This window comes from Mesorhizobium sp. C120A (assembly GCF_030323105.1).
Classification (GTDB): Bacteria; Pseudomonadota; Alphaproteobacteria; order Rhizobiales; family Rhizobiaceae; genus Mesorhizobium.
In genome coordinates this window covers 1621492-1634269 of sequence record NZ_CP100476.1, presented here as the reverse complement: position 1 = coordinate 1634269, position 12778 = coordinate 1621492, and the positions used below count along the sequence as shown (strand labels likewise).

Annotated in this window: 12 protein-coding genes; 7 read left to right on the top strand and 5 right to left on the bottom strand. The window is 63.4% G+C overall.

All coding sequences use genetic code 11. From position 1 onward, the window contains the following. The first annotated feature begins 21 nt into the window (after nucleotides 1-21). Entirely contained in the window at nucleotides 22-459 is a 438-nt protein-coding gene (locus NL532_RS08035) for a VOC family protein (protein WP_023733615.1), read from the top strand. 25 nt (nucleotides 460-484) lie between these two features. Here the strand turns inward: NL532_RS08035 and NL532_RS08030 are convergent, their stop codons facing one another. The 5 genes from NL532_RS08030 to NL532_RS08010 all read right to left on the bottom strand — a co-directional run bounded on the left by NL532_RS08030 (nucleotide 485) and on the right by NL532_RS08010 (nucleotide 4839). Further along, nucleotides 485-2110 (bottom strand): copper resistance CopC/CopD family protein, encoded by a 1626-nt coding sequence (locus NL532_RS08030; RefSeq protein WP_023828313.1) that lies wholly within the window; start codon nucleotides 2108-2110, stop codon nucleotides 485-487. A gap of 53 nt (nucleotides 2111-2163) precedes the next feature. Then, complete coding sequence (locus tag NL532_RS08025; protein ID WP_023683022.1) at nucleotides 2164-2682, bottom strand: YcnI family copper-binding membrane protein; 519 nt, start codon at nucleotides 2680-2682, stop codon at nucleotides 2164-2166. Between the two features lie 39 nt (nucleotides 2683-2721). Continuing rightward, entirely contained in the window at nucleotides 2722-3261 is a 540-nt protein-coding gene (locus NL532_RS08020) for a copper chaperone PCu(A)C (protein WP_023698175.1), read from the bottom strand. 104 nt (nucleotides 3262-3365) lie between these two features. After that, entirely contained in the window at nucleotides 3366-3722 is a 357-nt protein-coding gene (locus NL532_RS08015; protein WP_023828312.1) for a DUF2946 family protein, read from the bottom strand. A gap of 214 nt (nucleotides 3723-3936) precedes the next feature. After that, nucleotides 3937-4839, bottom strand: a complete 903-nt coding sequence (locus NL532_RS08010) for a GntR family transcriptional regulator (protein WP_023683019.1) — start codon at nucleotides 4837-4839, stop codon at nucleotides 3937-3939. A 257-nt stretch (nucleotides 4840-5096) separates the two neighbouring features. Between NL532_RS08010 and NL532_RS08005 the strand changes: the two genes are divergently transcribed. From NL532_RS08005 to NL532_RS07980, 6 genes are all read left to right on the top strand, one after another. Then, on the top strand, nucleotides 5097-6602 hold the full coding sequence (locus tag NL532_RS08005; protein WP_023683018.1) for a UxaA family hydrolase: 1506 nt from the start codon (nucleotides 5097-5099) through the stop codon (nucleotides 6600-6602). A 52-nt stretch (nucleotides 6603-6654) separates the two neighbouring features. Beyond that, on the top strand, nucleotides 6655-7653 hold the full coding sequence (locus NL532_RS08000; protein WP_023828311.1) for an aldo/keto reductase: 999 nt from the start codon (nucleotides 6655-6657) through the stop codon (nucleotides 7651-7653). A 301-nt stretch (nucleotides 7654-7954) separates the two neighbouring features. Beyond that, complete coding sequence (locus NL532_RS07995; protein ID WP_023686618.1) at nucleotides 7955-8947, top strand: ABC transporter substrate-binding protein; 993 nt, start codon at nucleotides 7955-7957, stop codon at nucleotides 8945-8947. A 147-nt stretch (nucleotides 8948-9094) separates the two neighbouring features. Continuing rightward, nucleotides 9095-10618, top strand: a complete 1524-nt coding sequence (locus tag NL532_RS07990) for a sugar ABC transporter ATP-binding protein (protein WP_023828310.1) — start codon at nucleotides 9095-9097, stop codon at nucleotides 10616-10618. Between the two features lie 23 nt (nucleotides 10619-10641). Next, a complete protein-coding gene (locus NL532_RS07985; RefSeq protein WP_023683015.1) occupies nucleotides 10642-11607 on the top strand; it encodes an ABC transporter permease in 966 nt (321 codons plus the stop codon). Nucleotides 11608-11681: 74 nt separating this feature from the next. Continuing rightward, nucleotides 11682-12701, top strand: a complete 1020-nt coding sequence (locus NL532_RS07980; RefSeq protein ID WP_023828309.1) for a zinc-binding alcohol dehydrogenase family protein — start codon at nucleotides 11682-11684, stop codon at nucleotides 12699-12701. The last annotated feature ends 77 nt before the right edge of the window (nucleotides 12702-12778 follow it).

The following is a 12778-nucleotide window of genomic DNA, read 5'->3' as shown; positions in this document are numbered from 1 at the left end:
ATATGGCGATAGGTTGGACATATGGCAGTCAAACGGATGGACAATGTCGGAATCGTCGTCGAGGACCTCGACGAGACAGTTGCTTTCTTTCGCGAGCTCGGCCTCGAACTGGAAGGGCGGGCGACGATCGAAGGCGAGTGGGCCGGACGTGTCACCGGGCTCGGCGATCAGCACGTCGAGATTGCCATGATGCGCACACCGGACGGTCATAGCCGGCTCGAGCTCTCCCGCTTCCTCACGCCGCCTGTCGTTGCCGATCACCGCAACGCCCCGGTCAATGCCTTGGGCTACCTGCGCGTCATGTTTACCGTGGACGACATCGACGACACGCTTGAAAGGCTCCGCAAGCGTGGCGCGCAGCTGGTCGGTGAAGTCGTCCGTTACGAGGACGTGTATCGGCTCTGCTACATCCGCGGGCCGGAAGGGCATCTCATCGGGTTAGCCCAGGAACTCGGCTGAGCGTCCTTCGCGGGCGGGCTGAATATCACTCGGCGCGGATATCGATCGGCGCTTCGATCTTTATCACTTCGAAATCCGAAACCAGAATATCGAGCCGCGCCGTCCAGCGGCCTGGAATCGGAATGACGAGATTATCGACCCGCCAGGTGCCGTCGCCTGGCTTGGTCGCCGGACGCTTGATCGGCTCGATCCCCGAATCGGGCTTGGACAGCACCAGCGTCACTTCCTTGGCGTCGAGCGGGCCGAAATCGCCATCCATGATGACGATGGAGGCGGTGACCTCCCCGGTATGGCCGGGCGTGATGTCGATGTCGGCCATCGCCTTCATAGTGTGGATATGGGCCGACGTCGGTTGTGCCGCGGCGATTGCCAGGGCCCGTGGCGGCGGCGTGAAGCGCCAGCCGGCGGCAACGCCGAAGATCAGGAGCACGATCAGCATTTCGACTGAGATCGAGCGGCTAAGCCGTCGCCGCACTTCCGTCGCTCCGGCCTCGGCCAAGGCGGTGAGCCGCCATCGATTGACCGCCGCCAGCGTGAACAGAAACACCAGCAGCGCCAGCTTGATCAGCAGCAGCCGGCCATAGGCGGTGTTGACCAGTGCCGCCGGTGTCTGCACCTGGATGATGGCGAGCACCACACCGGCGGCGGCAAGCACTACCACCACGGGCATGATCGCGCGCGAAAACCGCCGCAGGAACGCCCCGGCTTCCACCGATTGGCTGCTCAACGCCAGGCCGAGCGGCAGCAATGCTCCAGCCCAGAAAGCGATGCCGGCGCCATGCAGGAACACCATAGGCCGCGTCAGCCATTGCGGTTCGGCTGCACTGGCATGGCCGCTGGCGGCAAGGGCTGCACCCACACCGGCCAGCCCGGCGAGCGCCAACGGCCTGGCGCCAGCACGCGATCCGACCAACGACAGCAGGCCAAGCCCGAGCGCCGCCAGCGAAATCAGCACCGTCCAGCCGAAGCTGGTGCCAAGCGCCGTCCGCCAGACCACCGGTTGCGCCAGCCGGGCGAGTGGCGCGCCCAGCGCGTCCAGCCCCTGGAACCCGAGCGACAGGGGTGCTGCGACCAGCCCGCACAGGATGGCGGCAATGACGAAGCGCTGGCCTGAGCGCTGGCCTTGCGCCAGCCATGTCAGCGCGAAGGCGCCGCCAATGCCGAGGAAAAGCCCGATGTAGAGAAGAACCTTGCCGGTCCAGATCGCTGACCGCAAATCTATATCGACAGCTTCCCCCACCGCCGGCGCCGCACTTGGCGCGCCAACGGAAAACAGCACCGAGCCGCCGACCGGATGGCCATCGGCGGAAATCACCCGCCAGCTCAAGACATGGGTGCCCGGCCCGAGCTTTTGTGGATTGTCGATCTCAACCGTTTGGTCGCTCAACCGAAACGAGGTCAAAGCGACAGGCGTACCGTCGGGCCGCACCAAGGTCAGCACCAGCGGCGACACAGGCTCGCTGAAGGTCAGCGAAAATTGCGTCGGCGCTCGCTCCAGAACCGCGCCGTCGGCAGGCTCGGCCTTGATCAGCGCCGCATGGGCAAAGGCCTGGTTTGGCGTGGCAAGGACGGCAAGCAGCAGGATCGCGGCCAGCAGGCCGAAGCACCTGCCGGCTGTCCGTTCCATCCGCTGGAAACAGGCCACGTTCATGCCATCCACCAAAACAGTGGCGCGCCGCTTCGAAGCAGCGCGCCGCCAATGCATCATTTCTTCGGCAGCAGGTTGAGGCCGGGCGCCGGATCTTCCAGCGCATCCTCATCCTGACCAGCCGCCGGAATCTCTATCCAACGCGTGGTGGCGCCATCGCATTCCTGCACCACCGGAAAATAGAGTTTTTGCCCGGCCGGCAGATCGGCGGCCAACGTGCCGCGGAAGACGAACTCGTCATAAAATTCATCCGGCAGGCTGCCGCCGCTCCAGTCGACTTCCTTGACGCCCGAGGTCACCGCCTCGCCATAGAGCTGGTAGGATTTCTCGTACTTGCCTTTCTTGACCTGCAGCGTCCAGCCGGGCTTGGGCATCGGCTTCACCCCGATCACCCCTTCCGGGATCTGCACGCGCACGGCAATCGTCGCCTTGCCTTCGCAGCCATGCGGCACGCGCAGCACGGCCTTGTAGGTCGAACCGACCGGCGCTTCCTGGGTTTCGAGCGTGATATGGCCGAAGGCAGCGCTCGTCCCCAGGACAAGAAATGCAGCGGCCGGCAAAAGATACTTGTTCATGATGGTCCCTCTCGAAAAATCGGTTGGCAAATTGATTGGTCAGTCGTTGTCTTCGAGGGGTGGCGCGCTGCCTATGGCTTGCACGGCAAACTCGACGGTCACGGTTCCGGCCTTCTCGAAAGTCAGCGTGGCGGCAAACATCTGGCCTTCTTTAGGCGGCTGCTTCAAATCCATGAACATCACGTGGTAGGCGCCGGGACCCAGCGTGATCTTGCCGCCCGCCGGGATATCCAGGCCGCCACTGACCGGGCGCATGGTCATGACGCCGTCTTTGACTCCCATTTCATGCAGTTCGGCCTTGCCCGAAATATCGGAGGCAATCGACAGCAGCCGGTCCGGCGCGCTGCCCTTGTTGACGATGGTGAAATAGCCGCCGGCAACCTTGGCGCCGGCCGGCGTGGCGCGCGACCAGGGATGCTTGATCTCGATGTCACCGGCCTTGAATTCATGCGCAAGGACGGAATGGGAGCCGACGAACAACAGTGCAAAGGCGAACAGGGCGCTGCCGAGACGCTGCTCGATAGTGCTGAATAAACGGGTGCTGCGGTGCAACGCGCCGGCACGAAGAAAACGGAACATGGGTAGGCTCCATGAATATAAGGTCGCGCCGTTGTCGGGCTGCGAACGTGTTTGTCATTGGATGATTATCGCCTGCGCAGGTTACGCAAAGCGAGCGGCGGTTTTCAGCCCGCAAGCGGCGGCGCGCGCGGATTGGCCGGAGAGCGCTCGCGCGTGACGTCGGGATGCCTGACTGCCGGCGGGGCAAAAGCGACTGTTTCCAAGTACTGGCTGACCGGCACCAGGCCGACGCCTGCCGGCGGCGCATAGGCGACGGAGGCCATGCTGCAGCCGAGCATGCAGCACGCCGGCATATGCTGCTGGTGCGGATCGCCGCCGGGAAGCTGGACCGCCCCCTCATGTGTACAGATGACGTTGCCGAAAACGTCGAGTTGCGAGGCATCCGGCGCAATGCCGAAGGCAAACACGCCGAGCGTCGACTGGAGCAGCAGCACACAGGCCGCGACAAAGGCGGCCGTCATGCTCCATCTCTTACGCCGGAAGTCCAAAGACCTGCCTCTTCACGCAGCAACGCTTGGATATCTAGCACGCGGCATGTCGGCGGAAAATCGCCAAATCATCGCTGCGGCAACGCGGCGCGTTCAATCCATGTCGCCAAAAAGTGCGCTGCGGTTTGGGATAACGACATGCATAGGCAAAGATCTTGTGCGCATAACCTCCCTTCGGACGTCGCGCTCAGGAAGCCGGGCGGCCGCCGATTTCCGGAATCGACGTCAACAGCGTGTGGCGTGCCGACTTCAGATGCTTGCGGCAGGCGGCGTCGACCTTGCCGAGATCGCGCGATTTCAGCGCCGCGATGTAGGCGAGATGCTCGCTCACCGCGACTTCGTTGCGCTCGCGCTCTTGCGCCTTGTTCCACTGGTAGTGGTAGTGAAAGATCATGGCGATGACGTCGTAGAAATCGACGATGAAGCGGTTGTGCGACGCCCGGTGGATCAGCCGGTGGAAGCGCTCGTCTAGCTCAGAGAATTCGTTGAAGCGGACGGCGATTTCGCTGGCCAGAAGCCGGTGCTCGTCTTCCAGCCGGTCGAGATCCGCCCAGACCGGACTGTCCCCAGGCAAGGCGGCAAAGGCCGCCGCCGAGCGTATCTCGAACATCTCGCGGATTTCAGTGAGTTCGAGCGCGAAGGCTCGCGTAAATCCTTTCAGCACCCAGTGGCTGTTGCGCCGCTTCTCGATCAGGCCGAATCGGGAGAAGCGGATGAGGAACTCTCGCACGCTGGTGGTGCCGACGCCGATCTCGCGCGCCAGTTCGAGCTCGTTGATCTGCATGCCGGCCTCGGCGCCGCCGGCCAGCAACCTGCGCATAAACGACCGCTCGATGATCTGGGCCAGTGTGTCTGTCTCCTCCTCGGGGAAGAAATCATCCGGCTTCGGCGTCCTGAGCACTGTCTTGCTGCGTTTGTTCCACGCGATCAGCCCGGTCTCTTCCATGCGCGCCAGAATGGTGCGCACGGTGGTACGGCTGACGCCAAGCAAAGTGCCCAGCTCCGGCTCCGACGGCAGGCTCTGCGTCTCATCGAGCAGCCGCAGACCCCTGTTGTAAGCGTCCTTGTAGACGTTGTTGCTCTTCGACATCCCTGCCCCGTTGCGCGCCGGCGCTTGCTGTGGCTGGCTTGAAGCGCGATATCACATATGTCCTGGCGCTCACCCGGCAAAGCAAAACGCTCTGCGTGTCAGACGCCGCTCCCCACAAGCCAAGCGTCCATCGGACGCATGGTCTCCTCCTGAAAAAACAATTGACGCACAAATGTTTTTTCACGATAAAAGACATTATATGTAAACAGACGCGTGTCAATCCGCGCATCCCCAGGAACAGACCCAGGAAACTGCCCGTGAACGCCTCGAACAGCATTCTTCTGTCCCCCGCCGACAATGTCGCGGTCGCCAATGGCCGCATCGAGATCGGCACCCCTCTGCCCGGCGGCGCCGTCGCCACGGCCTTGATCGAGCCCGGCCACAAGGTGGCGATCAAGCCTATCGCCGCCGGCGAGGCGGTGGTCAAGTATGCCCAGGCCATCGGCCGCGCCACCCAGGACATCGCGCCCGGCGACCACGTCCATTCGCACAATCTGGTTTTTGAATCCGGCCGCCTGCCGGTGGTGCCGCCGAGCGAGGCCGAGCACGCCACCGAAGCTGACCGCGCCCGGACATTCATGGGCTATCGTCGCGCCGATGGCCGTGCCGGCACCCGCAACTTCATCGGCATCATCGCCAGCGTCAATTGCTCGGCCACCGTCTGCCACGCCATCGCCGACGAGGCCAACCGCGTGCTGCTGCCGAAATATCCGGGGATCGACGGCTTCGTCCCGATCGTCCATGGCCAGGGCTGCGGCATGAGCGGCACCGGCGACGGCATGATGGTGCTGCACCGCACGCTCGCCGGCTACACCCGCCACCCGAATTTCGGCGGCGCGCTGATGGTCGGCCTCGGCTGCGAGGTCAACCAGCTTACCCTTTACGGCCAGAAAGGTGCGGCGGCGGGAAAACGCCATTTCAACATCCAGGACGCCGGCGGTTCGCGCAAATCGGTCGAAAAAGCGATGGGCGTGCTCGCCGAAATCGCCGAGGAAGTCGGCCAGTATCAGCGCGAGCCGATCCCGGTCTCGGAGATCGTCGTCGGCCTGCAATGCGGCGGTTCCGACGGCATGTCGGGCATCACCGCCAATCCCGCGCTGGGAGCGGCGGTCGACATCCTGGCCGGCGTCGGCGGCATCGGCATCCTGTCGGAGACGACGGAGATCTATGGCGCCGAACATCTGCTCGCCTATCGCGCGGCAACGCCGGAGATCGCCAAGAAGCTCGACGGTTTCGTCAAATGGTGGGAGGACCATGTCGCCAAGCACGGCGCCTCGATCGACAACAACCCCTCGCCCGGCAACAAGCGCGGTGGCCTGACCACCATCCTGGAAAAGTCGCTGGGCGCCGTGGCCAAAGGCGGCCAGACTCCGCTCAACGGCGTCTTCGGTTATGCCGAAAAGGTCACCGGCAGTGGCTTGGTGTTCATGGACACGCCCGGTTACGACCCGGTCTCGGCGACCGGTCAGGTGGCGGGCGGCGCCAACATCATCGTCTTCACCACCGGCCGCGGCTCCTGCTTCGGCTGCCGGCCCACGCCGTCGATCAAGGTCGCCACCAACTCGACCATGTACCACCAGATGGAAGAGGACATGGACGTCAATTGCGGCGTCATCGCTTCGGGTGAGAAGACCATCGCCGGCATGGGCCGGGAACTCTTCGAACTCATCGTCGAGACGGCATCGGGCCGCAAGACCAAGAGCGAGGCGTTCGGCTACGGCGACAACGAGTTCGTGCCGTGGCACCTCGGCGCGACGCTCTAACCACCGACGAAAAAAGCGGGCTGCAAAGACGGCTCACAAGGGGAGGCTGTGGATGGACAAACGCCGCATCGGCACGACTGCGCTCGAGGTAACCGAGATAAGCTTCGGCGGGGCGGCGATCGGCGGGCTCTACCGGGCCTGTCCGCGCGAAGCGGCGATGGAGACGCTGCAGACAGCCTGGGATGCCGGCCTGCGCTATTTCGACACCGCGCCCTTCTATGGCTTCGGCCTGTCGGAACGGCGGACCGGCGATTTCCTGCGCTACAAGCCGCGGGATTCCTATGTGCTGTCGACCAAGGTCGGACGGTTGTTCCGCCCGGTGCCGGAAGACCAGGTTCCCGATCATTCCTATGTCGACCCGCTGCCCTTCGCGCTCGACTACGACTACTCCTATGACGGCATCATGCGCTCGGTCGAGTTCTCCTATGCCCGGCTCGGGCTGAACCGGATAGACATCCTGTTTGTGCACGACATCGGCACCTACACACATTGCGTCGAGAAGACGAAGCTGCACTTTCGCCAGCTGATGGACGGCGGCTTGAAGGCGCTGGAAGAGCTTAAAACGTCCGGCGTGATTTCCGCCTATGGGCTCGGCGTCAACGAGGTGCAGATCTGCCTCGACGTGCTGCGCGAAGCGCCGCTCGACTGCATCCTGCTGGCCAGCCGCTATTCGCTGCTCGACCGCTCGGCTGAAGCCGAGTTGCTGCCGCTGTGTCGTGAGCGACAGACTTCGCTCATCATCGGCGGCGTTTTCAACTCCGGCATCCTGGCGACCGGGCCGGTGCACGGCGCGCATTTCGATTATCTGCCGGCGACGCAGGACATACTCGAGCGTGTTGGGGCGATGGAGAAAATCGCTGATGAGGGCGGATATCCGCTGGCGGCGGCTGCATTGCAGTTTCCGCTGCAGGAGCCTGTCGTGGCCAGCGTGCTGACCGGAACGGCCAAGCCCGCCAACCTGACGCGCAACCTCGACCTGTTCGACGTCCAGGTGCCGCAAGCGGAATTCGCCCGCTACGCTCCCTACACCATCGTGCAGGAGCTCGGCTGACGAAACGCCACGATCACGGTTCTCAAGAAGGAATGAACATTCCATATTGACTCGACGGTGGAATTAATATTCCATGATGCTCAAGGAGGATCGGGAGCGTCTGGACGTGGCACTGAGGATCGGCAGGGAGGTTTCCCCGCCAAGCCATGCGCAGGCCGATATGAAACACCGCTTGCGTCGGCCGGACCGATGCACTATCAAAAAGCGGCAACTGTTTTTTATTGATAAAGTTCTGTTTGGGCCGCGCCTATCCAAATGGAGCTTCCGTAACCTTCACCGGGCGATCTAGGGAGGATTCCTAATGAAATTCGTGACCAGCATTCTCAACCGCCGCTCACTGATGGCACTTGCTGCCGCCTCGATGCTTGCCGGCACGCTGCAGACGGCGCCGGCTTCGGCGGCGGACGTGACCATTCCGATCATCGTCAAGGACACCACGTCCTTCTACTGGCAGATCGTCCTGGCCGGCGCCCGCAAGGCCGGCAAGGATCTCGGCGTCAACGTACCCGAACTCGGCGCCCAGGCTGAAACCGACGTCAACGGCCAGGTTTCGATCCTCGAGAATGCCGTCGCCGGCAACCCGGCCGCGATCGTCATCGCGCCGACCGAATTCAAGGCGCTCGGCAAGCCCATCGATGAAGCGGCCAGCAAGGTCAAGGTCATCGGCATCGACTCCGGCGCCGACTCCAAGGCGTTCACCTCGTTCCTGACCACCGACAATGTGCAGGGCGGTCGCGTCGCCGCTGACGGTCTTGCAGCAGCCATCGGCGAAGCCAATGGCGGCAAGATCGAGGGCGACGTCGCGCTGATCACCAACGCGCCGGGCGCCGGTTCGCTGGAGCAGCGCAAGCAGGGCTTCACCGAGCAGCTGGCCGCGAAATATCCGGGGCTGAAGCTCGTCGCCGACAAATATGCCGACGGCCAGGCAACGACCGGTCTCAACATCGCCACCGACCTGATCACCGCCAACCCGAACCTCAAGGGCATCTTCGCGTCCAACCTGATCATGGCGCAGGGCGTCGGTCAGGCAGTCGCCGAGAACAACCTTGGCGGCAAGCTGGCGCTGGTCGGCTTCGACAGCGACGAGAAGCTGATCAAGTTCCTCAATGACGGCGTCATTTCCGCGCTCGTCGTCCAGGATCCGTACCGGATGGGCTATGACGGCATCAAGACCGCGCTCGCCGCCTCGAAGGGCGAGAAGGTCGAGGCCAATGTCGACACAGGCGCCAACCTGGTGACCAAGGCAAACATGAAAGACCCCAAGATCGACGCCCTGCTCAACCCGAAGCTCTGAGCCCGTCGACCAAAAATCCTTTCCGGGGCCTCGCGCCCCGGAAACACCGGATACAAGCTTGAATATCCACCGGCTTGAATCACCTCGACGATGCGGCTTGACTGCATCGCGACGTGCCAATCGTAAGGCCAATCTGGGAGGATTGTCATGACGCCCATGGCGCAGGAACTGCACCCGGCCCCAACGCTAGCGCCCGGCAGGACGATCCTCGAACTGCACGGGCTGGAAAAGCGCTATCCCGGCACGCATGCGCTGAAGCCCGTTCACCTTGCCTTCAAGGCAGGTGAGATCCACGCCATCGTCGGCGAGAACGGCGCCGGCAAATCCACCTTGATCAAGCTTCTGACCGGCGTCATGCCGCGCACCTCCGGCGATGTCATCTGGGAGGGCAAGCCGGCAGCGCTGGCAACCCCGCACGAGGCAATGGCGCTGGGCATCAACGCCGTGCATCAGGAGGTCGTGCTCTGTCGCCATCTCACCGTCGCCGCCAACATGTTCCTCGGCGAGGAGAATTCGCGCTTCGGCATCCTGCAGCAGCGCGCCATGGTCAAGGAAGCGCAGAAGATCATCGACGGTCTCGGCTTCGACCTGCCGGCGCATGTCATGCTGGGTGACCTCACCATCGGCCAGCAGCAGCTGATCGCCGCCGCCCGCGCCACCGTGCGCGGCACCAAATTCCTGATCTTCGACGAGCCGACCGCCTATCTCACCCGCAAGGAAGCCGACCAGCTGTTCACGCTGATCCGCAGGCTCAAGGGCGAAGGCGTCACCATCATCTACATCAGCCATCGCATGGAAGAGGTGTTCGAACTCGCCGATCGCGTCTCGGTGCTGCGCGACGGCACGCTGGTCGGCACCCGCAACATTGCCGAGACCAATGACGCCGAGCTGGTCAAGATGATGATCAACCGCTCGATCGAGCAAGTCTACCATAAGGAGCATTTCACCCCCGGTGCCGTGATCGTTGAAGCGAAAAACCTGTCGGGCAAGGGTTTCGAAGACGTCTCGATGACGGTGCGCGCCGGCGAGATCGTCGGGCTCTATGGCCTGATCGGCGCCGGGCGGAGCGAGTTCGTCACCACGCTCTATGGCCGCCACAAGAAGTCGGCCGGACAGGTCCTTTGGCAAGGCAAGCCGGTCCACATCAATTCCGAGCACGACGCGATCAAGCTCGGCATGGCGCTGGCGCCGGAAAGCCGCCGCGACCAGGGCCTGTGCCTGAACCTGCCGGTCGGCCTCAACCTCAACCTGCCGATCTACAAGCGCATCTCCAGCAACATGCTGATCTCCGGTGCTAAGGAAAAGGCCGAGGCCGATCGCCAGATCGCCGGCCTCCGCATCAAAACGCCGACGCGCGGCGCCCTGGCCTCCAGCCTGTCCGGCGGCAACCAGCAGAAGATCGTCATCGGCAAATGGCTGGCGCACGGCGCCAAGCTGTTCATCTTCGACGAGCCTACGGTCGGCGTCGATGTCGGCACCAAGGCCGAGATCTACCGCCTGTTCGGGGAACTGTTGTCCAAGGGCGCCGGCATCATCCTGATCTCGTCCTATCTGCCCGAGGTTTATGAGCTCGCCGATACGCTGCACGTGTTCCGGCGCGGCAAACTGGTCGCCAGCCATGGCTTTCGCGCCGCTAGCCACGAAGACGTGCTGACGCAGGCGATCGGCTGACAAAACAAGAAACGGGAGGAACCATGAGCATCGAAACCGTCGCGATCGAAAAACCGAAACGGAACTACAACGTCCTGTTCGGGCTGACGCTTCTGGCGTTGCTGGTTCTGCTCTGGATCGTGCTGTCGGTGGCGACGCCGAGCTTCGCCTCCTCCAACAACATCGCCAATCTTTTGCGGCAGGGCTCGATGATCGCCATCATGGCGGTCGGCCAGACCTTCGTCATCATCACCGGCGGCATCGACCTCTCGGTCGGCGCCGTGGTCGGCTTCGCCACCGTCATTGTCGCCATGATGATCAATGCCGGCTTCCCGATCTGGGTCGCCATTCTGGTGACGCTGCTGGTCGGCGTTGCCATCGGCCTGTTCCACGGCTTCGGCATCGTCAAGATGGGCCTGCCGCCCTTCATCATCACGCTGGCGACGCTGACCTCGTTGCGCGGCATCGGCCTGTTGATGACCAACGGCAATTCGATCAACATCAACAGCGACAGCTTCACCGCGTTCTCGCGCAGTTCCTTTGTCGGCATCCCCAATCTGTTCTGGATGGTGATCCTGGTCGGTATCCCGGCCTACATCTTCCTGCACCACAGCCGCTGGGGCCGCTATCTCTTCTCTGTGGGATCCAATGCCGAGGCCTCGCGCCTCTCGGGCGTCAATGTCCAGCGCACCATCTATATGGCCTACACGCTGTCGGGCCTGTGCGCGGCCTTCGTCGGCGTGCTGCTGGCGGCGCGCATCGGCATCGGCAACCCGACCCAGGCGGAAGGTTGGGAGTTGCAGGCGATCGCCTCATCGGTGATCGGCGGCACCTCGCTGTTCGGCGCCGTCGGCTCGGTGCATGGCCCACTGCTCGGCGCCTTCATCCTGGCCACCATCAACAACGGCGCCAATCTGCTCAACGTCAACTCGTTCTGGCAGCGCATCATCACCGGCGCGCTGATCATAATCATCGTCTATTTCGACGGGCTGCGCCGTCGCGGCAAGTAATCCTCCCTGACCTTCTGCGCCGGCCTGCTTAACAACGGACCGGCGCCTTTTTTGAGAAACACTGGAATTGCCGAATGAAAGCTGTTGTCTGCCGCTCGCCCGGCGAGCTTGTCCTGGAAGACCGGCCGGCGCCAGGAGCGCCGCCTGCCGGCTGGGCGCTGGTCGCCGTCAGCCATGTCGGCATCTGCGGCACCGACTACCACATCTTCGAAGGCAAGCACCCGTTCCTTGCCTATCCCCGCATCATGGGCCATGAAGTGTCGGGCACCGTCGTCGAGACCGGCGAAGATGTCGACCTTGCCGTGGGCGAGCCCGTCATCATCAATCCCTATCTCGCTTGCGGAAAATGCATCGCCTGCCGGCACGGCAAGCCGAATTGCTGCGTCAGGATCGAAGTGCTTGGCGTCCATCGCGACGGCGCCATGGCCGAGCAGATCCTGGTGCCGGCGCAGAATCTTTATCCGGCAAACGGCTTGTCGCTGGCCGATGCGGCGGCGGTGGAATTCCTCGCCATCGGCGCGCATGCCGTGCGGCGCGCTCGCGCCGAACCAGGCGCCCGCACGCTGGTCATCGGCGCCGGGCCGATCGGCCTTGGCGCAGCGCTGTTTGCGCGCATCGCCGGGCTCGATGTCAGCCTGCTCGACATGAGCACGGAGCGGCTGGATTTTGCAAAAGGCGAACTCGGCTTCGCCACGCTCGACGGTTCACAAAAAGCGGCAGCCGAACTGGTGCGCGAGGCAACCGGCGGCGAAGGGTTCGACGTCGTCTTCGACGCCACCGGCAACACCGCCTCGGTGCAGTCGGCCTTCGCCCATGTCGCGCATGGCGGCACGCTCGTGCTGGTCAGCGTCGTCAAGGATGACATCGTCTTTTCCGACCCGGAATTCCACAAGCGCGAAATGACATTGATCGGCAGCCGCAACGCGCTGAAAGTCGATTTCGACCACGTCGCCGCCTCGATCCGCAACGGCGCCGTGCCGCTGGCAAAACTCGTCACCCACCGCACCACGCTGGCCGGCACGCCGGATGATCTCACCCGCTGGGCGCATGAGAAATCGGGGTTGATCAAGGCTGTGATCGAGGTTGGGGCATAACATCGCAGGTGGTCCCGGCCCGAATGACGACGACCCGCGCAGGTTGACTCCCACTCCGTCCTCAAAACGCCAGGCCG